Annotated in this window: 20 protein-coding genes; 17 read left to right on the top strand and 3 right to left on the bottom strand. The window is 47.9% G+C overall.

All coding sequences use genetic code 11. The features are described 5' to 3' along the window. Nucleotides 1–203 precede the first annotated feature (203 nt). From infC to ALO_RS17180, 15 genes are all read left to right on the top strand, one after another. Entirely contained in the window at nt 204–728 is a 525-nt protein-coding gene (infC, locus tag ALO_RS17250) for a translation initiation factor IF-3 (RefSeq protein ID WP_040293771.1), read from the top strand. Between the two features lie 23 nt (nt 729–751). Beyond that, complete coding sequence (gene rpmI / locus ALO_RS17245) at nt 752–949, top strand: 50S ribosomal protein L35 (protein WP_004098633.1); 198 nt, start codon at nt 752–754, stop codon at nt 947–949. Between the two features lie 34 nt (nt 950–983). Further along, a complete protein-coding gene (rplT, locus tag ALO_RS17240) occupies nt 984–1,340 on the top strand; it encodes a 50S ribosomal protein L20 (protein WP_004098625.1) in 357 nt (118 codons plus the stop codon). A gap of 256 nt (nt 1,341–1,596) precedes the next feature. Then, nucleotides 1,597–2,445: a class II fructose-bisphosphate aldolase gene (locus tag ALO_RS17235; RefSeq protein ID WP_004098624.1), complete on the top strand. Its 849-nt coding sequence runs from the start codon at nt 1,597–1,599 to the stop codon at nt 2,443–2,445. A 169-nt stretch (nt 2,446–2,614) separates the two neighbouring features. Beyond that, on the top strand, nt 2,615–3,988 hold the full coding sequence (locus ALO_RS17230) for a TrkH family potassium uptake protein (protein ID WP_004098623.1): 1,374 nt from the start codon (nt 2,615–2,617) through the stop codon (nt 3,986–3,988). A 132-nt stretch (nt 3,989–4,120) separates the two neighbouring features. Further along, a complete protein-coding gene (locus ALO_RS17225; RefSeq protein ID WP_040293770.1) occupies nt 4,121–5,494 on the top strand; it encodes a TrkH family potassium uptake protein in 1,374 nt (457 codons plus the stop codon). A 39-nt stretch (nt 5,495–5,533) separates the two neighbouring features. Next, nucleotides 5,534–6,193, top strand: a complete 660-nt coding sequence (locus ALO_RS17220; RefSeq protein WP_004098620.1) for a potassium channel family protein — start codon at nt 5,534–5,536, stop codon at nt 6,191–6,193. Further along, nucleotides 6,190–6,996 carry a TrmH family RNA methyltransferase gene (locus ALO_RS17215; RefSeq protein ID WP_004098618.1) on the top strand — a complete coding sequence of 269 codons (807 nt, stop codon included), beginning with the start codon at nt 6,190–6,192 and terminating at the stop codon, nt 6,994–6,996. Before ALO_RS17220 ends, ALO_RS17215 begins: the two co-directional genes overlap by 4 nt. Nucleotides 6,997–7,529: 533 nt before the next feature. After that, the gene (gene pheS, locus ALO_RS17210; RefSeq protein ID WP_004098616.1) at nt 7,530–8,552 is read left to right on the top strand and encodes a phenylalanine--tRNA ligase subunit alpha; all 1,023 of its coding nucleotides are present in this window, start codon (nt 7,530–7,532) and stop codon (nt 8,550–8,552) included. Nucleotides 8,553–8,578: 26 nt separating this feature from the next. Next, nucleotides 8,579–11,008 (top strand): phenylalanine--tRNA ligase subunit beta, encoded by a 2,430-nt coding sequence (pheT, locus tag ALO_RS17205; protein WP_004098614.1) that lies wholly within the window; start codon nt 8,579–8,581, stop codon nt 11,006–11,008. A 129-nt stretch (nt 11,009–11,137) separates the two neighbouring features. Further along, entirely contained in the window at nt 11,138–11,398 is a 261-nt protein-coding gene (locus ALO_RS17200; RefSeq protein WP_004098613.1) for a cell division protein ZapA, read from the top strand. A 77-nt stretch (nt 11,399–11,475) separates the two neighbouring features. Continuing rightward, nucleotides 11,476–12,144: a DUF421 domain-containing protein gene (locus tag ALO_RS17195; RefSeq protein WP_004098612.1), complete on the top strand. Its 669-nt coding sequence runs from the start codon at nt 11,476–11,478 to the stop codon at nt 12,142–12,144. A 70-nt stretch (nt 12,145–12,214) separates the two neighbouring features. Continuing rightward, the gene (locus ALO_RS17190; RefSeq protein ID WP_004098611.1) at nt 12,215–13,141 is read left to right on the top strand and encodes an alkaline phosphatase family protein; all 927 of its coding nucleotides are present in this window, start codon (nt 12,215–12,217) and stop codon (nt 13,139–13,141) included. Then, entirely contained in the window at nt 13,128–15,626 is a 2,499-nt protein-coding gene (locus ALO_RS17185; protein ID WP_004098608.1) for a DUF3656 domain-containing U32 family peptidase, read from the top strand. The genes ALO_RS17190 and ALO_RS17185 overlap by 14 nt, the downstream gene beginning before the upstream one ends. Nucleotides 15,627–15,907: 281 nt before the next feature. Then, nucleotides 15,908–18,268: an endonuclease MutS2 gene (locus tag ALO_RS17180; RefSeq protein ID WP_004098606.1), complete on the top strand. Its 2,361-nt coding sequence runs from the start codon at nt 15,908–15,910 to the stop codon at nt 18,266–18,268. Nucleotides 18,269–18,323: 55 nt separating this feature from the next. Here ALO_RS17180 and ALO_RS17175 read toward each other — a convergent pair whose 3' ends face one another. Continuing rightward, entirely contained in the window at nt 18,324–18,824 is a 501-nt protein-coding gene (locus tag ALO_RS17175; protein ID WP_004098604.1) for a hypothetical protein, read from the bottom strand. A gap of 16 nt (nt 18,825–18,840) precedes the next feature. Then, nucleotides 18,841–19,161 (bottom strand): YbaB/EbfC family nucleoid-associated protein, encoded by a 321-nt coding sequence (locus ALO_RS17170; protein ID WP_004098602.1) that lies wholly within the window; start codon nt 19,159–19,161, stop codon nt 18,841–18,843. Nucleotides 19,162–19,276: 115 nt separating this feature from the next. Here ALO_RS17170 and ALO_RS21055 point away from each other — a divergent pair, with 115 nt between their 5' ends. Beyond that, nucleotides 19,277–19,615 carry a hypothetical protein gene (locus ALO_RS21055; RefSeq protein WP_004098600.1) on the top strand — a complete coding sequence of 113 codons (339 nt, stop codon included), beginning with the start codon at nt 19,277–19,279 and terminating at the stop codon, nt 19,613–19,615. Between the two features lie 549 nt (nt 19,616–20,164). Here the strand turns inward: ALO_RS21055 and ALO_RS17160 are convergent. Continuing rightward, nucleotides 20,165–22,366, bottom strand: a complete 2,202-nt coding sequence (locus ALO_RS17160; RefSeq protein WP_004098595.1) for a transglycosylase domain-containing protein — start codon at nt 22,364–22,366, stop codon at nt 20,165–20,167. A gap of 227 nt (nt 22,367–22,593) precedes the next feature. On the opposite strand from ALO_RS17160, the gene yunB reads away from it, so the two are divergent. Next, a complete protein-coding gene (yunB, locus tag ALO_RS17155; RefSeq protein ID WP_004098593.1) occupies nt 22,594–23,265 on the top strand; it encodes a sporulation protein YunB in 672 nt (223 codons plus the stop codon). Nucleotides 23,266–23,631 lie beyond the last annotated feature (366 nt).

Here is a 23,631-nt window from a genome sequence, read left to right as displayed (position 1 = left end):
TAGAGATCAGACCTTGCATTTTCTTCCGGTTGGTGTTAATATATAACAGTACTCATCATAGTGTAAGCAGAAGCCATCCGCTTCTCACCCTACAACGCCGTTCAAGGCAGTTCGTAAGGTTTCGGATTAGCATGTACAGTGCTATTTTTTGCGGGTGGCGTATGCCATCCGCTTTTTGTTGTGTCTGAATCTGTTGGAGGTGAATAGCAATTAGCAAAGAGCAATTAAAGGTGAACGAAGAAATCCGGGCGAGGGAAGTTCGTCTAGTCAGCAGCACGAATGAACAATTAGGGGTTATGACCCTAAGGGATGCATTGCGTCTGGCCGGCGAACAACAGCTGGATTTGGTCGAGGTAGCCCCTACTGCCAAACCGCCGGTTTGCCGTATTATGGATTTTGGCAAGTTTAGGTTTGAGCAGCAGAAACGTGAAAAAGAAGTCAAGAAGAAACAAAAGGTAGTTTCCGTTAAAGAGGTAAAATTACGGCCTAACATCGAAGATCATGATTTCCATGTCAAACTGAAGAACGCGCAGCGCTTTATTGCCGACGGCGATAAAGTAAAAGTGACGATCATGTTCCGCGGCCGCGAACTGACCCATCCGGAACTGGGCAGAGAGGTTCTGCTCCGGATGGCCGAGGAATTAAAAGATGCGGTGACCGTTGAGCGCGAACCGAAGCTTGAAGGGAAAAATATGATTATGATAGTAGCACCGAAAGCACATAATTAACGCACTTTAAGGAGGAAATCGCAATGCCGAAGATTAAAACCCGTCGTTCCGCTGCTAAGCGGTTCACAAAAACCGGCGCCGGTGAATTCAAACGTTCCAAAGCTTTCAAAAGGCACATTCTGGAGAAAAAATCCCCCGGTCGTAAACGCAATCTGCGCAAAGCCGGCTTAGTCAGTAAATCCGACTATGAACGCGTATCCAAAATGTTACCTTACGCTTAAAATACAGTCATAGATCAAGAGGGAGGAATCGTCCATGCCAAGAGTAAAAAAAGGCGTGACTGCACATAGACGTCATAAGAAAATTTTAAAACTGGCCAAGGGGTATAGAGGTTCTAAGAGCACTTTGTTCAAAAAGGCCAATGAAACGGTTATGAAGGCGCTTTACTATGCGCGTCGTGACCGCCGGGCCAAAAAACGCGATTTCCGTAAGCTCTGGATTGCCCGTATCAATGCGGCTGCCAGAATGAATCAGATCTCCTACAGTCAATTTATGAACGGTCTCAAAAAAGCCGGTATTGAAGTAAACCGTAAAATGCTGGCGGATATGGCTGTGAATGATATGAAGGCATTTGCACAATTGGTTGCCACTGCCAAGCAACAATTACATTAATTTTTTATAAGGAAGCTTCCCTCTGGCAGGGAGGCTTCTTTTAATTTAGAATTTTTGTATAGTCCAGTGAAATTTGGAAATAATCTGGACAAAGGATTGAAAAATAATGCAGAATTTTTTATCAATTAAGAAATTTGACAATATTTTTTCGCTTTTTCGCAGGTTTTTATTAAGCTAGCGCGAATAGTATATAACATGAGACTGAGATGTATGAGGTAGAAATGGGAAGGAAAAAATAATAAAGGAGGAGATACCCTTGGCCTTGGTTACAATGCGGGAAGTGCTTCAAAATGCGCGGAAGCGTAAGTACGCAGTCGGTGGATTTAACGTCTTTAACCTCGAGACACTGGGGGCAGTGGTCGAAGTGGCTGAAGAATTAAAATCCCCCCTGGTGCTTGGTATTCCGGAGAGACTGCTAAAATTTGTTGATGCTGACACGCTGGCAGCAGCTATGGTAAAGGCGGCTCAAAAATCCTCTGTGCCCATTGCTCTGCACTTAGACCATGGATACAGCTATGAAGGCATGATGAAGGCGATTCGGTGGGGTTTTACTTCTATCATGTATGACGGGTCCTCCCTGGCATATGCCGAAAATCTAAAAAGAACAAAAGAAATCACACGTATAGCCCATTCTCTTGATATGTCAGTTGAGGGAGAATTGGGCTTTATTGATTCTTTTGAGGGACCAAACGCCTCTCATCCCGATTCGATGGTTACACCGGAAATGGCTGCTGAATTTGCCCATAAAACCCAAATTGACGCCTTGGCTATCGCTGTAAGCAATAATCATGGCTCCAGTCGCGGCAACGGCAACGTTAATATTCAGCGTCTCAGCGAGTTGTCCGGTGCAGTGGCGGTGCCTTTGGTGATGCACGGTGGGGCAAAATTGACCAGGGATGAATACAGGCAATCGATTCAGACCGGTATAACCAAGATTAACGTTGCGACCGATGCATCATCCGTCGCAGCGGACACCTTAAAGACCGTATTGGAGAAAAGCCCCGGCACAAATTATATTAGCTTAATGGGGATTGTAAAAAAGGCAGTTAAGGATTCAGTCAGAAAATATATGCTGTCATTCGACTGCATTTCGAAAGCGATATAGTCGGGAAAAAAAATCTACCCGCTGCCGCTTGGGCAGCGGGTAGATTTTTTTTCAGGAAGCATACGGTTTCCTGAGAAAATTCTATAAGACTGGACGTATATTATATTCAGGATTATAATGGTACTGATTTAGACTTGATCTTTAAACTGGTAATGGAGTAGTGATACCGATGAAATTGCCAACGCAACAGGCGTTGCTTCGTTCTCTAATCGACACGTCAGAATGGAAACTTACGCCGTATCAGATATTGGTCCTTGGTTTCGCCGTTCTGATTTTTTTGGGAACTTTTTTATTGATGACGCCGCTGGCATCCGCCAGCGGCCAATCGCTTTCTTTCATAGATGCCTTGTTTACGGCAACCTCGGCTGTTTGCGTCACCGGACTGGTTGTAGTTGATACAGGAACTTATTTCACCCTGTTTGGCCAGATGGTGATCATCTTTCTCATTCAGGTGGGGGGATTAGGGATCATGACTATGACAACTCTGATGGCGTTATTAACGGGGAAAAAGATCCGACTGCGCGAGAGATTAGTGATACAAGAAGCGTTAAACCAGCTATCTCTGGCCGGTGTGGTCAAGCTCACTTCATACATTATAAAGGTTACCCTTTGTATCGAATTTATCGGAGGAACGATATTGGCCTTACGATGGTATGATGAGTATAGCCTCATGGGTATTTATATGGGCTACTGGCATGCAGTATCGTCCTTTTGCAATGCGGGTTTCGATTTATTTGGGCATTTTTCCAGCCTAACCCATTATGTCGGAGACTTCACCGTGAACATGACGGTTTGTTCCCTAATCATCCTTGGTGGTATCGGCTTCACTGTAATTTCTGATGTTCGGGACGCCAGCAGCTTCCGCCGCTGCTCACTGCACACCAGGATCGTCTTGATGACTACGGCGGTTTTCTTGGTCGCCGGCACGATCGGTATATTTTTTCTTGAATTATTAAATGTGAAAACATTGGGGAGTTTATCCTGGGTTGACAAGTTACTTGCCAGTTTCTTTCAGTCTGTAACAACCCGTACGGCAGGGTATAATACACTTGATATTAGTCAGATGAATCAGGCAACTTGGCTGTATATGATTTTCTTAATGTTTATCGGAGCTTCTCCCGCCTCTACCGGCGGCGGTATTAAAACATCGACGTTTGCCGTTATTGTTATGGCTATCGGTGCCTTTACCCGGGGAAAAACTGAGGCGGAAATATTTGAAAGAAGAATTTCTCATGTTACTACATATAAGGCGTTTACGGTTTTTTTCATGGCAGCAGGTTTGGTTGTTTTGGCTTGTATGGTATTGTCGATTACGGAACAGACCCCGTTTATCAACATTTTATTTGAGGTAGTTTCAGCGTTTGGCACAGTGGGGTTGTCTACCGGGATTACGCCGGGACTATCCCCTGTTGGTAAAATAGGAATCATAATCACCATGTTTGCCGGCCGGGTTGGGCTTATGACAATCATACTGGCTTTGGTGCTAAGGGAACGCAAAAAAAGCGTAGTTCAGTATCCAGAAGGAAAAATAATCATTGGATAACTGCGTACTGTGGAACAGTCCTAATTAAGCTTTGGACGGAAAGCCCGTGAAATTCTTTTGCGAAGCTGGACGTATACTATATTGGGGATTATAATGATACTGTCTGATTTCGCTGGTAATGGAGTGGTACCGATGAATTCCTCAAAACAGAGGAGGTTGATTTCATTTTTCATCGATATGCCTGATTGGAAATTCACCCCGTATCAGGTATTAGTCCTCAGCTTCGCCGGCCTCATTGCCTTAGGCACTCTTTTATTGATGACGCCGCAGGCATTGGCCGGCGGGAATTCTATTTCCATTGTTGACGCCCTGTTCACCGCCACCTCAGCTGTTTGCATCACCGGATTAAGCGTAGTTGATACGGGTACCCAGTTTAGTTTGTTTGGGCAGACGGTTATTATTTTTCTCGTTCAGGTGGGCGGATTAGGGCTTATGACTATGACCACTCTCATGGCGTTGTTAATAGGAAAAAAAATTCGCCTGCGGGAACGGGTCATCATCCAGCAAGCTTTAAATCAATTATCCATGTCGGGTCTGGTCAAACTGACGCTGTACATAGTGAAAATTACCCTGTTGATTGAATTCGTCGGGGGAACCATATTAGCCTTACGATTGTATCACGATTATGGTATCATGGGGATATATATGGGTTACTGGCATGCAATATCGGCTTTCTGCAATGCGGGATTTGATCTGTTTGGCAATTTTACCAGCTTAACTCGCTATGTGGGAGACTTTATCGTAAATATGACGGTCGGGGTCCTGATTCTGCTGGGCGGAGTCGGTTTCACCGTTATCTCCGATGTCTGGGAAAGCAGACAATTCAGCCGTTGCTCTCTGCACACCAAGATTGTCCTGGTAACCACAGCTATTCTCACTGTCATCGGTACGTTAGGCGTGTTTATGCTGGAATTCACAAATGAAAATACTCTGGGCGGCTTAGCCTGGTTTGATAAGATCATGGCCAGTCTGTTCCAATCGCTGACGGTTCGCAGTGCAGGCTATGCTACGATTGATATCGAACAGTTGCATGAGGCGACTTGGCTGTATTTTTGCGTGCTGATGTTTATCGGGGCATCTCCTGCCTCGACCGGCGGCGGTATAAAAACAACTACTTTTGCCGTGATTGTCATGGCTGTCAGCGCCTTCATTCAGGGCAAAGCCGATGTGGAGATATTTCAGCGAAAAATCCCCTATGTGGTTATCTATAAATCCTTTGCGATTTTTTCCATAGCGGTTGGTTTAGTAGTTTCGTTTTGTATCATTCTGTCTCTGACGGAAGAAGCCCCCTTTATTCTCATCTTATTTGAAGTTGTCTCGGCGCTGGGGACGACAGGCCTGTCTACCGGCCTCACCCCAGAATTGACCAATACCGGTAAGATCAGTATTATGATCGCCATGTTCGCCGGGCGGGTCGGACCGATGACCCTGGTACTGGCGTTGGCGCTGAAAAAGCAAAAAAGCAGTCCGGTTCAGTATCCGGAGGGGAAAATAATCATTGGATAAATCAGTAGGAAAGCTGGAAGAGGGGGATTGTGAAGTAAGATGGCGAAAGATAAGCAATTTGCCGTAATCGGACTGGGCCGGTTCGGTTCAAGTGTTGCCAAAACGTTGCATCAGCTGGGCTACGAAGTGCTGGCCATTGATTCCAACGAAGAGACTGTACAAAAATTTGCCGATGAAGTAACCCATGTGGCTATTGCTGATACGACTGATGCCAACAGTTTAAAGGCGCTGGGAATCCGTAATTTTGACGTGGTGGTAGTGGCTATAGGGGAAGACGTTCAGGCTAATGTATTGACCACCTTGGTTGTAAAGGAACTGGGGGTGCACTATATTATCGCCAAAGCCCGCAACGAACTGCATGGGAAGATGCTGGAGAAAATTGGAGCGGACAAGATTGTGTATCCGGAACGGGATATGGGGCAGCGGGTGGCGCATAATCTGGTTTCGACGAATGTACTTGATTATGTGGAATTATCACCGAATCTTGGACTGGTGGAGGTTCGGATCCCCCGCAAGTTTATCGGACAAAGCCTAGCGGAGGTCAATCTCCGGGCGACATACGGCGTGAATGTGGTAGCGATCAAACGAGGTCAGCAACTCATTGTCTCGCCGCGGCCGGATGAGAAAATGAATGATAATGATATTCTGATTGTGGTTGGCGATACTTCCGGAATTCAAAGATTGGAAAGTAATGTATGACAGAAATTATTACCAGTCCTCATAATCCCTTGATTAAGATGGTCAGTTGTCTGACGCAAAAAAAATATCGCCAGCAAACCGGATTGTTTGTGGCGGAAGGAATTCGTCTGGCGGAAGAACTGGCGGCAGCTGGCTGGCCTGTGGAGGCTTGCATTCTTTCCGCTTCTGCCGAACAGAATCCCCGGGCGCAAGATTTGGTCCGGTCCGTGAGCAGCCGGACCCGAGTCGTTAAGGTATCAGATGACATTTTTCAAAAGATGGCTGATACGGAACAGCCTCAGGGGATACTTTTGGTGGCCAGAAGCAGGCAATATCAATTGACTGATTTGATAACCCGGACAAAAGCGTTTTTGCTGGTGTTGGATAATGTTCAGGATCCTGGCAATATTGGCGCCTTGATTCGAACCGGCGATGCGGCCGGGTGCTCCGGTGTCATTTTGACTGTCGGCTGTGCGGATATCTACTCGACTAAAGTGGTCCGGGCCAGTATGGGGTCCATCTTTCATTTGCCGGTGCTGCAGGGAATCACCCCTGAAGACGTTATTCAATATTGCCGCCAGCAGGATATTTTGCTGGCAGCCACATCGCTGGAACAATCCACCGTGTACTGGAATACTGATTTGTCCGGTTCCCTGGCGTTAGTGTTCGGTAATGAAGGAAACGGAGTCAGCCAAAGGCTGTTGGACGAAAGTCTCTTAAAAGTGCATATCCCTCTCTTAGGCAAGGCGGAATCTCTTAATGTATCCTCGGCGGCGGCGGTCATCCTTTATGATGCTGTGCGGCAGCGCTACGCCGGCTTGTAATTTGTTATTTGTTATGCTATACTAATTTTAACGATGTTCCGCAACCAAAATGTGGGCAGAGGGGTGTGGTCTTAGTGCTGACCGCCGATTTCGTTTGGAGAATGTTTGAGGCTACCGGATCTGTTGCCGTCTATTTATTATACCGTCGTCTGACGGTTCAATAAAGAATGGTACGATGACGGAGAGAGTATGTTGGAGCCCTGTTTTCACAGGAAGGATTTGCCGTTGACTGAGAGCAGTCCAAAGCAGTCTGACAGAAGTTCACTCCTGAGTATTCATGCTGAAGGGATTCCTGTGTAGGCGTGGCGTTTTACCGGCGATAATGGTATCAATGAGCATGTGGCGCCAAAATTGGGTGGTACCGCGAAAGTAGACTTTCGCCCCTTGGGGATGAAGGTCTTTTATTTTTAGAGCGATGCTTGCATTGCGGGGTTAGGAGGAAAACAAATCACTTTTCGGGTACTCAAGCAAAGATACGAATAAAAGGAATCCGAAAAGTAATGTCTTCCGAGTCTACAATATAGGAGGTAGCTATGAGACAGGAATTAGAAGAGCTGCGAAAAGCTTCGGCGGCCGAGTTTCGGACGGCTGCTGATTTGGATGAGCTGTATGAACTTAAGGTCAAATATCTAGGAAAAAAAGGAAGCTTGACCAATGTTTTGCGCGGAGTGGGCGCGCTCAGTCCCCAGGAGCGTCCGGTAATAGGACAAATTGTCAATGAAATCCGGGTCGAGTTGGAGCAAATCATCAATCAGCGCAGTGATGAATTAAAAGAAATCGAACTGGAAAGGCGGTTGGCTTCCGAGCGTATTGACGTCACATTGCCGGGCCGGAAAACCCAGTTAGGGAATCGACATCCGATCACATTGACGTTAAATCACATGAAGAGTATTTTTATGCGGATGGGCTTTCAGATTGCGGAAGGACCGGAAGTGGAAACGGATTATTATAATTTTGAGGCATTGAACCTGCCCAAGGACCATCCGGCACGGGACATGCAGGATTCTTTTTACATAACCGAGGATATATTGCTCAGAACCCATACTTCACCGGTTCAGGCCAGGAGCATGCAGGCTGCCGAGCCGAATCAGCCGATCCGAATTATTGCCCCGGGGAAGGTCTATCGTCGGGATTATGATGCGACTCATTCTCCGATGTTTCATCAGGTGGAAGGATTGTACATAGATAAAGGCGTGCGCTTTTCCGATCTAAAAGGAATTTTGCAGTTATTTGTGCAGGAAATGTTCGGAAAAAATGCTAAAGTGAGACTGCGCCCTAGTTTTTTTCCTTTTACAGAGCCTAGCGCCGAAGTCGATGTGTCTTGTACTTCCTGCGGCGGCAAGGGATGCCGCGGCTGCGCCGGCACCGGTTGGCTGGAGATACTGGGATCAGGCATGGTTCATCCCCATGTTCTGGAGATGAGCGGTTTCGATCCAAGGCAGGTCAGCGGCTTCGCTTTTGGCATGGGGGTTGAACGGATTGCCATGCTGGTGTATGGCATTGATGACCTGAGATTGTTTTATGATAATGATATACGGTTCCTGCGCCAGTTCTAGCAGATAATTTTGAAAGGGGGATGAACATGCGCGCATCAATTCAATGGCTGAAAGATTATGTGGATTTTGAACAAACGCCGCAAGAATTGGCGGATATGCTGACTATGGCCGGCGTGCCAGTTGAACATATTGAGTATTTGGGAGAAGGGATCAGCCAGGTTGTAACCGGAAAGATACTACAGGTGGCCCCGCATCCCAATGCGGATAAACTGGTGGTAGTCAAAGTGGATACCGGAACTCAAACGCTCACTATTTGTACCGGAGCCACCAACGTCCGTCAGGGACAGGTGGTGCCGGTGGCTTTGGTTGGCGCGAAGCTGCCGGGCGGCAAGGAAATAGGGCATACAAACCTTCGCGGCATAGATTCTGCAGGAATGCTGTGTTCGGCTGAGGAATTGAAGCTGGACAAGAAGACCTTGTCACCGGATGCCAAGGATGGCATCCTAACCTTGCCGGGCGACACCCCGGTGGGGAAAGATATCAGGGAAGTATTGGGTCTGGATGATGTGGTCTTGGAGTTTGAGCTGACAGCTAACCGGGCGGATTGTTTCAGTGTGCTGGGGCTGGCGCGGGAAGTGGCGGTTTTAACGAAAGGTTCACTGAAAAAACCGATTCTCAACCTGCGGGAAGCAGGCCGGGATAAGACTGTGAATTTGGCTAGTGTAACTATTGAAGAGCCAGGTCTGTGCTCCCGTTTTGTCGCCAGGCTCCTGCAGGATGTTAAAATCGGCCCTTCCCCGGTCTGGATGCAGCAGCGGATTCGGGCGGCCGGCATGCGTCCCATTAACAATATCGTCGATGTTACCAACTTTGTGATGCTGGAGTTGGGGCAGCCTATGCACGCCTATGATTACAACCTGCTGGCCAAACATTCTATTATTGTCCGCAAAGCTCAGCCCGGCGAAAAAATCACGACCCTGGACGGAACCAAGCGGGAATTGGCACCGGACATGCTGGTTATCGCCGATGCCTTTCAGGCGGTAGGAGTAGCTGGAGTGATGGGTGGTTTGGCTACAGAGGTAACCGCTAACACTCAAACCGTTCTATTGGAAGCGGCTTCTTTTCATCCGGTCAGCATTCGCCGTGCATCTCGGGCGCTGGGACTGCGTTCCGAGGCTTCCGGACGGTTTGAACGGGGTACGGATACTGTCAATACGATCCGGGCAGTTGACAGGGCGGCAAAACTCCTCGAGGAGATGGGGGCCTGTAAAGTCTGCCCCACGGTTATTGATCAGTATCCCAGTTTGGCGTTGCCGAAACAGGTGGAGTTTACGCCACAACAGGTTAACGAGTACCTGGGAACTGACATTGACAGAAATACCATGCTGGGGATCCTGCAGCGCCTGGAATTTGAAGTGGATACAAAAGGTGATTCCATTCTGGTTACGGTACCAAGCTGGCGTGGGGACGTAACCGGTCTGGCTGATATCTGCGAGGAGGTTGCCCGGATTACCGGCTATGACAACATTGCGGCCACAACGCCGGCGGGCAATGTAAAACGTGGCGAGCAAAGTTATCGCCAGCAGATCATTGATGTGATTCAGGATGTTTTAGCCGGACAGGGGTTTCATGAAGTGATATCCTTCAGCTTTACGCATCCGGCAATTCTTGATAAATTGCAAATTCCGGAATACAGTGAGCTTCGGAGGTTTATTCCGGTTTTAAATCCGATTACTGAAGAATTGCCGGTGCTGAGAACCACCCTGATGGGGGGGATCTTGGAGACCATTAGCCGCAATGTATCCCGTAAAAATGAAGATTTAAAAATTTACGAAATTGGTGCGGTGTATTTGCCGCCGTCCCTGCCGCTCAAAAATCAGCCTCAGGAACCGGTCATGCTATGCGGTGCGCTGATGGGACGCCGCTATGGTTCGGAGTGGAGTCAGGCCAAGGATTTAGTAGATTTTTATGACGCCAAGGGAACCTTGGAAATCATGCTGGACCGGCTTGGTATTACAGACTATCAGGTGGATGTGACAGAACATTATGGCATGCATCCCGGCAAGACCGCTGTTTTGCGTAAAAATGGCGTTGATCTTGCCTTTGTCGGGGAAGTGCATCCGAAGGTGCTGCAGGCGTTCGATCTCAATCGCAAAGTCTATATGTTTGAGTGCAATATCAGCGCTATTGTCAATACGTCCCGCCTAATCGGAAGGTACCAGGCTCTCCCACGTTTTCCGGCTATCGCCAGGGATTTGGCCATTGTTCTGCCGGATACGGTAGAAGCCCTGGATGTGGCAAGAAAGATTCAGGAAAGCGGTGGTGACTTATTGCAATCGGTCCGTTTATTTGATGTATATACCGGCGGGCAGATCCAGTCCGGATTCCGCAGTTTGGCGTTCTCCCTGACCTTTCGGGCTCCTGACCGCACCCTGACCGATGAAGAAATTGAGCAGCACTATCGTTCGGTTATTGACCAGTTGGAAGCCTCCTTTGGCGCTAAATTGCGCGTATAATCCATAAAAGCCTTGTATAGTCTCGAATCAGGGGCCTTTTCAACGGCCCCTTTCCATTTTTTCGGCAGGAATAATTCTGGGCAAGTGGAATATATAAGTTAGATTCTGTCGTGGAAGTCAGGTGGATTCATGGACGGGAAAAACAAAGTGAGTGTGGAGATTTTAGGGGAAACCTATACAATAAAAGGCGATGCAGAGCCGGAACGGATTTTGCAGGTAGCGGCTTGGCTCAATGAGAGAATGAAAAAAATTTCTCAGGCCAATTCCCGTTTGTCAACCCCCCAAGTAGCCGTATTGGCTGCTTTAAATATTGCTGATGAATATTTACGGCTGGAACAGGATTACCAACAGCTGATGAAGATGGTGAGGGATCAGAAGAAGAATCTATAAGGAGGGGGAGGAGCATTACAAAGCCCGCAGTATATCACTTTTCCGATTGGCCAATAATACAACGGGGAGTTGATATTATGTTGGGCTATGAACATGCAGGGCAAGTGCTGTTAAGAATGGCAGGCATATTTGCGATTGCCCTGATTGTGGTCCGGATAATGGGGAATCGAACTGTTGGGCAGTTTTCCCCTTTTGATTTTGTTTTAATGGTGGGTGTTGGCGATATTGTAGGGAATATAGCGATGGATCAACGAATCCATGTGCTGGTTGGAGTGGAAGCATTAATCGGGTTACTCATATTGCAGCAAGTGCTCTCGTATCTTTCACTGAAAAATAATACACTGCGCAAGTGGTTCGAAGGCGTTCCGGTAGAGCTTATCGAAGACGGTCGGATTATCCGGGAAAATTTTGTGAAAAGCCGGTTTAATTTCGATGATTTACGGCAGGAACTGCATAAGCAAGGCTTGGATTTCACGAATATTAAAGATATTAAGCTGGCCAGGCTGGAAAGCTGCGGTGACCTCACCGTGATTCGGTCACCTGAAATCGAACCCTTGACCAAACGAGAGTTTGACGAGTATCTTCGGAATATATATGACAATCCCCTGAGTCCCTTGGGAGAGAAATGGGTTCAAATGGAACAACTCGCACAGGATGTACGGTATTTGACGGAATATATCCGGCGAAAGGAGCAAATAGAGACTCTGGATACCGACAGCAGCCAATCCAAAGAGAATTTGCAATGACAAACAGAAGGGAAACCCCTTCTTCTTTCTTTAATAAGAGTCTTAAAAAAGCAAAAAGAAAAGGTGTCAAATGCGTGTTTTACTGGTTTTTATCGATGGATTGGGGTTAGGAGAAGCGAATCCTGAGAAAAATCCCCTATTCCGTTTTCAAAGTTCCTTTTTTAGAACCGATATGCCGCCAGCGGTCGGGCAGGTGGTTTGCCGAAAATGGCAAGGGAAAAGTTATTTTTTGATCCCGACCGATGCCGCGTTGGATGTGCCTGGATTACCTCAGAGCGCTACCGGTCAGACTGCTATCTTTACCGGCGTCAATGCAGCCAAGGCGGTCGGACACCACGTCCAGGCCTTTCCGGGACCACAGTTAATCAAGATCATTACTGAACAAGGGATTCTCACCCAACTACGGCAAAAAGGATTTCAGGTTACGTCAGCCAATGTGTACACTTCCAATTACTTGGAATTGGTCGCTCAAAGAAAACGACGTCATTCGGTTACGACTCAGGTCATTCTCACCGGGGGGCTTCCCCTGCGCTCTCTGCCTGAAATATTGTGCGGCCGGGCGGTGTCTCAGGATCTGACCAATGAAATGCTGCCTCAGTTTGGCGTCCGGGGAGTGCCGGTTATTTCAGCGGCCAAAGCGGCGGCGAGATTGATCCGCATAGCCTCTGAGCAGCATTTTACCATGTTTGAATACTTTCAAACTGACTTTTGCGGTCATGCCCGGGATTGGATGAGAGCTGAGCAAATCGCGGGGCTGTTGGAGGAGTTTATCGGCGCTTTGTTCTCGCTGGCGGCTGAAGATATGTTGATCCTGGTAACCAATGACCATGGCAACTTCGAAGATTTCAGCGTCAAGACTCATACTTTGAATCTTGTCCCAACTCTTGCATTTGGCAGCCAGGCGGAGGAAGCCAGCCGGCGTATCCGGAGTCTAACTGATATTACTCCGGTTATAGTGTCCATATTGGAAAGGAATGAACCAGGTGACTCAAGATAAACCAGAACTGTTAGCTCCGGCCGGCAGCCGGGAAGCCTTTATCGCCGCTGTCCAGGCGGGAGCCGACGCCGTATATCTTGGCGGTAAAGCCTTCGGTGCCCGCCATTATGCCCCGAATTTTCAAGATGAAGAACTGGCATGGGCGGTACGTTATGCCCATCTGCGGGATGTGAAGGTCTATGTGACGGTCAACATATTGGTCGATGACAGCGAAGCAATCTCTTTGGTTGAATATTTGCGGCAATTGTACATGATGGGAGTAGACGCCATCATCGTTCAGGATGCGGGAGTCATCGCTATCGCTCAAAAAGCAGCGCCCAATTTCCCCTTACATGCCAGTACCCAAATGACCATCTATAACCTGGCTGGGGTTGAATTTCTGGCCAAAGCCGGCTTGGAGCGGGTGGTCCTGGCCCGCGAAGTATCTCTGGCGGATATACAATATATTTGCCGGCATTCGCCGGTCGAAATTGAAACCTTTACCCACGGCGCTCTCTGTATTTGTTATTCCGGCCAGTGCCTGATGAGCAGTATGATCGGGGGGCGCAGCGGCAACCGGGGCCGCTGCGCCCAGCCTTGCCGCCTGCCCTATCAGCTGGTGGACAGAAAAGGCCAGCCAGCTTTGGATAATGATGCCGCCGGGGAGTATTTATTAAGTCCCAAGGATTTATGCACTCTGGAATTGCTGCCGCAATTTATTCAGGCCGGCATCGCGTCTTTTAAACTGGAAGGCCGCATGAAACGAGCCGAGTATGTATCGGTGGTGGTGGATACTTACCGCCAAGCCATTGACCGTTACTTTTCAGGAAAAGAATTTGTGGTAAGCCCTCATGAATTAAAAAATCTGGCTCAGAGCTTTAACCGTGGATTTACTACGGCTTATTTGCTCCGTAAAGAAGGCCGGGAGATGATGAGCGACCGTCGCCCCAATAACCGTGGGACCTATGTGGGGCGGATCAGCGGCTATGATGCCACAAACAGGATGGCAACCGTCAAATTGGAAGAACCGCTGGGCACCGGCGATATTATCGAGTGTTGGGTGAAAGTAGGCGGCAGAGTGAATATTACCGTCTCTTCCATGCAGCTGGAGGGCCGGCCGGCGGCCTACGCTCCTGCCGGCAGTGAAGTCACGATTCCGGTAACCGGGCCGGTAAAAATCAGCGACCGGGTATTTCGCACCTTTGACGCCAAATTGACCGAACGGGCCCGCTCTTTTTTCAGCGGCGATGAGATTCAGCCTATGGGTGTTACTGTTACTGTGCAGGCAGAGGCAGGAAAGCCTTTGGAAATTATCATGGAAGATGAAGTCGGCAACCAGGGCAGAGCCGCTACGGATTTTTTGGCCGAACCAGCTAGAAAGCATCCTTTGACTTCCGAAGGGATTGCCAAGCAGGTAGGACGTCTGGGCAACACACCCTTTGTCCTGAGGGAGCTTGCCTGCCACTTTCAAGGCGAACTGATGGTACCGGTGAGCGAAATCAATGAGGCTCGCCGCAAAGCGGTGGAAGCACTGGAAGAGGCCCGGCTGACTAAATTTCACCGGCCTGCCCTGCCGCCTCTGCCCCCATCGCAGTTTGAACCAGCCTTAAAGAAGACTGCTGCCTACCAAAAGAAACCTCTATTGATTGTAAATACGGATACCCCTGCCAAAGCAAAAACTGCCTGGGAAAACGGCGCGGACGTCGTTATGTTCGGCGGCGAATCCTTTACCCATACTGATTTCAGGCCGGAAGATTACCGAGAAGCCGTTTGCATGGCGCGAGCTTTTCAACGCCAGATTATTCTGAGTACGCCGCGTATCACGAAAGAGTGGCAGACCCATAAGGTGCGCCAGGACATCTCCCTGTTTCAGGAATTGCAGCCGGATGCGATAGCTGTCAGTAATCTGGGAACGCTGGAACTGGTCCGGAGATTATCGACTTGTCCCATTCATGGCGACTTTCCCTTAAACACCTATAATAGTTTTGCCATAGATTTTTATCAGAGTCATGGCATCAGCAGCCTGACTCTGTCACCGGAACTGAATTTCAGTCAGATAGAGAAAATCGTTGGCTGCGGATATCCCGTGGAATTAGAATGTCTGGTACATGGGTATGTGCCATTGATGGTTTCTGAACACTGCGTTATTGGCAGCCATCTGGGCAATTTGCAGGGTGAAAGGTGCGAACGCCCCTGTTGTCAAAAAGACTTTTGGCTGAAAGACCGGATGAACGAGCTGTTTCCCTTGGCAACCGACCAATTTTGCCGGATGCATGTCCTCAATGCCAAGGAACTGAGCATGTTGCCTCACGTCGGACAATTTGGTCGGTTAGGACTGGGGCGGATTCGCATTGAAGCCAAAAAAGGCAGTGTGGCTTTTGTCAGTAAAATAACTTCGCTATACCGCCAGCTGTTGGATCAGAGCAATACTGTTTCTCAGGAGGAAATTCAGACCGCAGAGCACGAAAATATAACCAGAGGACACTACTTCCGCGGAGTATTGTAGCTTAAGGGAACCGTTGAAAAAGACTCATCTGTGTTGTTGCTCCTACGGGTGCGCGCTCACCGTATCCTTCCGAACGTGCAGCTTTCGCGCGCGCGTCCTCGTCGTGTTATCAGAATTTGTGACTTTTCGGAGATAGGTAATAGCGGATGTTTTCTCATAGCCGAAAAGTCACCTGAATTCTTCAGTATGGCAACGCACGCCTTGCTCTTACCTAGCATCTGGACTTTTGAACGGTTCCGGATTTGAGGCCGAGATACGGATTGTAATGGGGGGATAATGTATTGGATTCATTAGTACTTTCCGTACTGGAATATCCAAAAGTTCTACAGTTATTGATTAGCCGGACTAGTTCGGCTTTGGGACGGGAATTAGCCGAGGCGCTCCTGCCCGCAACGGAGATGGAGGAAGTACAGTTCCGGCTGTCTGAGACACGGGAGGCCTTGGGTATTCTTTGTTCTGTTCCTAACGTACCTTTGGGCGGTATCAGAGATATCAGGGAAGGGATCAAACGGGCGGCAATTGGGGGCATTCTGGACACCGGTGAGCTTATGGCGGTAGGCGGTGTATTGTATGCGATCCGCCGCATGAAGAGCTTCTTTCAGGATATTCCCGATCTGGGGCCGATCCTCACTGACTACAGCGGGGGGATAACCCCAGTGCGAAATTTGGAACAGGCCATTGAAAACGCTATTAGTGAGCAGGGGCAGATCAGAGATGACGCCAGTCCGGAATTATCCCGGCTGCGGCGGGAAATTCGTACCACCCGGCAGCGAATCAGGGAGAAAGTGGATAGTATTCTGCACTCATCGGAATATCAGAAATATTTTCAGGATGTCCTGGTCACGGTTCGCGGTGACCGCTATTGCATTCCGGTTAAGCAAGAACACCGCCATCAGTTTCCCGGCATCATTCACGACCAATCGGCCAGCGGGGCTACGGTTTTTATTGAACCCATGGCGGTTGTTCAGCTTAACAATGATTTAAAACAGGCAATGGCGGCGGAGAAGAATGAAATTGAGCGGATATTAACGCTGCTGAGCCTTCAGGTTGCCAAATCAGCCTCTCTTCTGACTCAAAGCTGCGAAACTATGGCCCACATTGATTTCGCCTTTGCCAAAGCCCGACTGGCGCTAGACTTAAAAGCTCATGAGCCGCTGTTCAACCAAACCGGACAGGTAGAACTGCGGCAGGCCCGGCATCCGTTGATACCATCCGAAGATGTAGTGCCGATTGACGTTCGCATTGGCAATGATTTTCATATCTTGGTGATTACCGGTCCCAATACCGGCGGTAAAACCGTGGCTCTGAAAACGGTCGGAATTTTTGCATTAATGGCTCAGGCTGGTTTATTTATCCCGGCTGCCAACGAGTGCCAACTGACGGTGTTTCACAACATTTTTGCTGATATTGGTGATGAACAGAGCATCGAACAGAGCCTCAGCACCTTTTCGGCTCACATGACTAACCTGGTGCGTATTTTAAACCAGGTTACGGGCAAAGACTTGGTCTTGCTGGATGAAATCGGCATTGGCACCGATCCGGATGAAGGGGCGGCACTGGCTATGGCTATTTTAGAGTACCTGCATTCCATCGGCGCCAGAACTATTGCCACCACTCACTATAGCGAACTGAAAACCTTTGCCTATAGCCGCTCCGGCATAGAAAACGCCTGCGTTGAATTTGACCAACAGACGCTGCGGCCCACCTATCGCCTGTTGATTGGCGTACCCGGCAGCAGCAACGCTTTTCAAATCAGCAAACGTCTTGGACTTCCGGTCAAGATTATCGACAGAGCCCGGCAACTTTTGGACAAGGGACACGTGGAGATGGAATCTGTCCTGTCGTCCCTGGAAGAAGAAAAGACGAGCTACATTCGACGCAACGCCGCCATTGAACAGCAGGAGAGGCAGATCACCGAACTCAGAAAGAAGCTGGAATTGGAGCAGGAGACTCTGACGGAGAAAAAAGCCGAAACCATCAATAAGGCTAAAAACGAAGCCGCCGGGATTCTGCGACAGGCCCGTCGCGATGCGGAAGAGGTCATCAAGGAATTAAAAGAACAATTTCAGGTAAAAGACGGTCAGGAACGGCAGTATGCAATCCATGCCGCCCGCAAGCGGCTCCGGGACAACCTGTCCCAGGCCCACCACCTGGAAGACCAAAGAGAGAGTCTTCCGACTGTTTCAGCGGAAGATCTGCGGCCTGGGATGAAGGTATGGGTTGTTACCTTGCGGCAGAATGGGACGGTAATATCTGTCGATTCCGGTGAAGCAACCGTGCAATTAGGTATCATGAAGGTCAATGTGGCTTTGAAAGACTGCCGGCTGGCTGAAGGAGCGGATGAACCGAGAGAAAGGGCGCCTCAGTCGAAAAAAACAGTGGATACCTTAAAAACCCAAACCGTTTCTCGCCAGATTGATATCCGGGGAATTACGGTGGAAGAAGCGGAACTTCAGCTGGATAAATACCTGGATGATGCGGTGCTCTCCGGCCTTTCAGAGGCACTGGTCATTCATGGTAAAGGCACCGGAGCTCTGCGCAAAGGAGTGCGAAGCTATCTAAAACAGCATCGGCATGTGAGAAGTATAGAAATTGCCGGGTTCAATGAGGGCGGCGATGGCGCTACCCTGGTAAAACTGTAAGCCGCATAATAAAAACAGGCGTCATATTGGCGCCTGTTTTTATTACGCGGTTCTTTTAAAAACTGCTCTTCCAGTTGAGGTACCGTCCTCCCCCTCTTTTTTCGGAATCGACTGGGACTGCCTGTTCTAGGTCCGATTCAGTGGCAGCAAGGGGTGGATCTTGCTTCGTTGGTTCGTGTTTTACAGTTTCCTGCTTTTCACCGCTGGCGCCGGCAGTATTCAACAGGCTGAATACTGCCGCCAATGTGGCGGGATTTAATTTTGATTTTACCTGGGGACTATTCAGCAGGGGCAGGAGAGACATAAGCGCGTCGGGAGAAGGGCCGCCTCCCTCACCCTTGGTCAATTCGCCGATTAATTTTTGCAATCCGCCTCCGACCGCCTGCTGAACAGGCGCTGTGGCTTGTGCGCCGGTATTGCGCTGCAAAATGGATAATAAACAAAATAAAGCTAAAACATTAATCAGGACATCATAACCGGTCCCTTCTGCGATGGTTTTTTCAATGAGCCGATTGATGGAACTCCATAGAGACCGATCCGATATATCGTTGGTCATGGGGGTGCCCCTCCTCTTAAAACAGACCTGGTATTTTAGGCAAATTCATGGCACCAGCCAATTGGTCCATGGCTTTTTGTCTCATTTCGCGGGATTTGGTATAAGCGCTGTTCACTGTATTGACGATTAGATTTTGTAAAAGCAAACTGTTATCAGCTGACAGATATTTTGCATTGATTTCTATATCGATCACCTCTTGCTGGCCGTTCATAATAACCCGTACGGCATCGCCGCTTGAGACTTCGACTTGTTCATGTTTTAGCTGATCCTCCATATCGGCGACGTTCTGCTGTAATTTTTTGATCATTTCCATGGCATTACCGAATTGTTCTAACAATTTTATTCCCCTCCCTTATGCAAATTCGGGTGTTTTATCTGAATCCAATAGTCCCTTTCGAGGCTGGTACCTCATATATTAGTATAGACAGCCAAAACGTAAGGGGTGAATCAGAATGCGTTTGCGGAAAAATTTCCGGCGTCATAGATCCCATACTAACCGTACTCCTGAAACCCAGACCCAAGAAAAAAAGCAAAATATTAAAATTGTACCGGAACAGTCAAGAGTAGGGCAGTTAGTACGACAAGTGGTCGGGAATCCCAATTTCCAATACCAGCTTATGATGATGTTGCTGACCTTTGCACCGGAAAAGGTCAATATGGACAGACGAATTGACACTATGACCAGTACTGTCAATAATATACGAAATGTCAGTGAGCTGATTAATAATACCATGCAGTCTTTAAGAGCCGCTGCCGAGGCGCCTAAGCAAATCCGGCGCCTGTTGAAATAGGACTACAGAGTAACACTTTGCGAAAGAACCCCATATATTGAAGTAGAAAGGTGGTGGCACTCTATAGAGTTGCCGCAGCACACTACAACCGCCTTTAACAATATACTTGAAGGAGGTAGCAATTCATGTCCAGAGGAGGTTGCTTTGGTGGCTTTGGGGGCAGTAGTGTAATTTGGATTATCATCATTATCTTACTGTTATTCTTCTTTGACGACGATACCACTCTATAGCGGGGATTCATAAAGGAATAAGACGAAGGAGGTTTACTAAATGGGTAGAGGATTTTTTGGCTGTGGGGGAAACAATTCATCGGCGATTATTATCATTATCATCATTCTGCTGTTATTCTGCTTCACTGACGGCGACAGCACGATTTGTTAATTTGTTTCTTTACTTACGGGGAACACGTCTATAAACGTGTTCCTGCAATTTGTTCATAGAATGAACTAACCGGTTTGGAGGAATAGAGTCTGCATTTGGTATGTATTAATGTATATGCTGAAAAATAAAAAACACGCGTAATTACGCGTGTTTTTTATTTAAAAATTTTTAGGATACCGGTTTTCTGCTATCCGGTTTGGGTGGAGGCGGGGGAGGAATTAAATCTCTGTCAGTATTAGACGGTATAGCTATTGTAGCTGCGGCTTCCTCGCCAGGGGCTGTATTGTTATCCCGTTCCGGGTCTTCTGCTGCATTGGAGCTAAATGGAATAGATGATTTGGGCGGTTTCTTCTTATCCGTTTTTGCCTTATCATCTTTCAGCATAGCTGCAGTAGAAGGCTTAGTGGGCTGGGTGCCTTGAATGAATATTTCACTGCGGGAATCCCTGATTTTGGGATCAAGCACCAACAAACCATCCTTGGTGGAGATCATTGCAGTGACAATGCCGTCAGGGCGGGGAAAATCCTTAGGAGGTACTTCCGCCAGCGCCTGGGTCATAAACGATTTCCAAATTCTGGCAGGAATGGTTCCGCCGGTAATACCATCCAGCGCCTGAGCATTATCGTAGCCCATCCATACGGAGGCGGCCAAGTCAGGTGTAAAGCCGATAAACCAGGCATCATGATAATCGTTGGTGGTTCCGGTTTTACCGGCAGCCGGCCGGCCAATATTTGCTCCTGCTCCGGTTCCGTGATCAATGACGCCTTTCATCATATCCGTCAGAAGGTAGGCGCTTCGTTCATTGATGACTGCTCTTTCGCTCAATTTATGCTGTTCAAGGACTTTTCCGCTCCGGTCCACTACTTTTAGGATGGAAACCGGGTCTACTTTTATACCATGATTGGCCAATACACCATAAGCGCTGGCGATCTCCAGCGGGGTTACTCCGCGTGTCAGACCGCCTAAAGAAACAGCCAGCTGCCGGTCATTGACCTTTCCCTGCATGACTAAAGTGGATATGCCCATTTGCTTAGCATAGTATAAAGGCTTGTCGATTCCTATCTGATTAGCCAGTTGTACGGTAACACCATTGAGAGAAAGCTCCAGGGCGTTTCGCAGAGAGACAGGTCCGCGAAATCTACGGTCGTAGTTTACCGGTGAATACTTGCCGTAAGTCATGGGCTTATCGTCGATAATCGTTGCTGCAGTCATGCCGCTTTCAATAGCGGCTAAATATACGAAAGGTTTAAAAGCCGAGCCTGGCTGACGCTCGGCCAGAACTGCCCGGTTAAACTGGTCGTCGCCCCGGCCTCCAATCATAGCCTTTATGTAACCGGTGCGGGGCTCAAGGGCTACCAGAGCCCCCTGAGGTTGTTTAACCCCTTTGGAATCTTCCCCGGTAGTGGGGAGCTGCTGCATCGCCCTGGCTGCCATTTGCTGCATATCCAAATCCAGAGTGGTATAAATCCGTAACCCTTCTTTGTACACTGCATCAGCGCCATACTTATCAACTAATTGCTGCGTTACATAATCGATGAAGTAGGATATGGACCCCAGGCCCTGGTTAGAACGGAAGGCGAATTTCAATTCCGTTTTTGCGGCCTTCTGAGCAGTTTCCCCGTCAATGAATCCATAGCGCTCCATTTGTTCCAGGACGGTTATCTGACGCTCTTTGGCGATTTTTGGATTATTGAACGGCGAGTAGTAGTTGGGGCTTTTAGGAATGCCGGCCAGCATAGCTGACTCTGCCACACTAAGATTTTCAACATTTTTACCGAAGTAAACCTGAGCAGCGGCTTGCACACCGTAAGCGCCGGCACCAAAATAGATTTGATTCAGATACATCTCCATAATTTCACTTTTGGTGTAGTGACGTTCTATTTGCAGGGCCAAAATAGCTTCCTGCAGTTTTCGTTTTAAAGTCTGATCCTGTGTAAGCAAGGCGTTTTTGGCTAATTGCTGAGTGATGGTGCTGCCGCCTTCGGAAATGCCGCCTTCAGTTAAGTTAGACCAAACCGCCCGTATAATTCCTTTAGGATCGATGCCTACATGCTGATAAAACCGTACGTCCTCTGCAGCCAAAAAGGCATATTGCAGGTAATTGGGTATTTTGTTGATAGTTACAGGAAGCCGGTTTTCCACCGAATGAATGGTGGTCAGCAGGCGGTTATTCACATCGAAGATTTGGGAAGAGGCGGCAGGCCGCATTTCGCCCTGGAGACTGGGCATGGAATGAATACTGGCGGTAAGGAACCCTAATCCGGCGCCGGTGATCATGACAATAAATACGATGATGGTGATGGCCATAAACTGTGTAGTCTTTTTTTTGCCCGGTGAGCGGGACGGTGGGGTTTCACGCTGAGTCCTCATAGTGGCCTCCTTATTTAATCGAACATAATTATAGCACAATAAAGCATTGGGATACAGTATTACTTCTATTACTTCTTTATTACTTCTTTATTACTTTTCTACATATATACTGTCCAACCGCTGATTTAGAAGGATAGGAGACGGAATAATAGGGGGGGGATGGCGGCAGTCACATTGGACAGACAGTCCCCATATACTGATTACACAGTATTTTGGGGGAGAGGTCTATGCGGTTCAGAGTCAGAAAAAAGCGGCCTGTCAGCATATTGACAATAGTGCTGTTCTTCTTGCTGATTTTTCTCATGTATACTTTTTGGCGGGTGGAAACACATATGAAACCCACTCTGCTGGCGATGACTGAGGCAAAAGCTACGGTTCTGGCCACTCAGACGATTAATAGTGTCATTAATGAGAAGATCCGCACCACGATTGACCCTAATACTTTGGTCACTATAAAGCTGGATCATCGGGGACGGGTGGTTTTAATCCAGCCGAATGCCATGGAATTCAACAAACTGGCGGCTGAGACGACGATAAAAGTGCAAGAGAATCTGAAAGCCATCACTGAACAAAAAATTCAAATTCCTATTGGTCAGGTTTTGGGCAGTCAGCTTCTGGCCAGCTTAGGTCCCAGGGTTCCTGTGACTATTATTCCCATGGGGACGGTTCAGACTAAGGTTCTCGACAAATTTGAGCAAGCCGGTATCAATCAAACCCGACATATGGTCTACTTAGACGTCACCACTCAAATCAGAATTGTCGTTCCATTGGTCGGTAAAAGTATTTCCGTCAATACGAAAGTACCCATTGCCGAATATATCATTGTAGGAGAAGTACCCAATACCTATGTGCAAATACCCTACATGACTCCGCCTAATGATGTCAATGAATCTCGTTGAGCAGAAAAAAGCGACAGGATCTGAACGAATTTGATAATTTATTTATTCAACTATGTTGACACGGTAAACCGAGTGTGATATATTAATAAAGTCGCTGATGACAAACATACCAAAAAATGCATATTGACACAACTCAAAAAGTTGTGCTAACATATGTAACGTTGCTGATAGCGACAGAGCACCTTGAAAACTGAACAATGCAGGTAAGAATGAATTATGCCAGATGTGCGGGTCTGTTTTTCGGAACAGACAGTCAATAAATCATTTGATAGTTAAGAGCCATCAAGGCTCCATAAATATAACTTTTATGGAGAGGCTTTATATCAAACTCTCAAGGGAGTTTTTTATATGGCTTCGCTCTAAAAC

The organism is Acetonema longum DSM 6540 (assembly GCF_000219125.1).
Lineage (GTDB): Bacteria > Bacillota > Negativicutes > Sporomusales > Acetonemataceae > Acetonema > Acetonema longum.
Note: the sequence above shows the minus strand (reverse complement) of the source record. Positions and strands in the feature narration are given on the sequence as shown.

Coding starts and splice junctions, on each gene's coding strand:
- rpmI (WP_004098633.1), top strand. CDS start 752: ATGCCGAAGATTAAAACCCGTCGTTCCGCTGCTAAGCGGTTCACAAAA.
- rplT (WP_004098625.1), top strand. CDS start 984: ATGCCAAGAGTAAAAAAAGGCGTGACTGCACATAGACGTCATAAGAAA.
- ALO_RS17230 (WP_004098623.1), top strand. CDS start 2,615: ATGAAATTGCCAACGCAACAGGCGTTGCTTCGTTCTCTAATCGACACG.
- ALO_RS17225 (WP_040293770.1), top strand. CDS start 4,121: ATGAATTCCTCAAAACAGAGGAGGTTGATTTCATTTTTCATCGATATG.
- ALO_RS17220 (WP_004098620.1), top strand. CDS start 5,534: ATGGCGAAAGATAAGCAATTTGCCGTAATCGGACTGGGCCGGTTCGGT.
- ALO_RS17215 (WP_004098618.1), top strand. CDS start 6,190: ATGACAGAAATTATTACCAGTCCTCATAATCCCTTGATTAAGATGGTC.
- pheS (WP_004098616.1), top strand. CDS start 7,530: ATGAGACAGGAATTAGAAGAGCTGCGAAAAGCTTCGGCGGCCGAGTTT.
- pheT (WP_004098614.1), top strand. CDS start 8,579: ATGCGCGCATCAATTCAATGGCTGAAAGATTATGTGGATTTTGAACAA.
- ALO_RS17200 (WP_004098613.1), top strand. CDS start 11,138: ATGGACGGGAAAAACAAAGTGAGTGTGGAGATTTTAGGGGAAACCTAT.
- ALO_RS17195 (WP_004098612.1), top strand. CDS start 11,476: ATGTTGGGCTATGAACATGCAGGGCAAGTGCTGTTAAGAATGGCAGGC.
- ALO_RS17190 (WP_004098611.1), top strand. CDS start 12,215: ATGCGTGTTTTACTGGTTTTTATCGATGGATTGGGGTTAGGAGAAGCG.
- ALO_RS17175 (WP_004098604.1), bottom strand. CDS start 18,824: ATGACCAACGATATATCGGATCGGTCTCTATGGAGTTCCATCAATCGG.
- ALO_RS21055 (WP_004098600.1), top strand. CDS start 19,277: ATGCGTTTGCGGAAAAATTTCCGGCGTCATAGATCCCATACTAACCGT.
- ALO_RS17160 (WP_004098595.1), bottom strand. CDS start 22,366: ATGAGGACTCAGCGTGAAACCCCACCGTCCCGCTCACCGGGCAAAAAA.
- yunB (WP_004098593.1), top strand. CDS start 22,594: ATGCGGTTCAGAGTCAGAAAAAAGCGGCCTGTCAGCATATTGACAATA.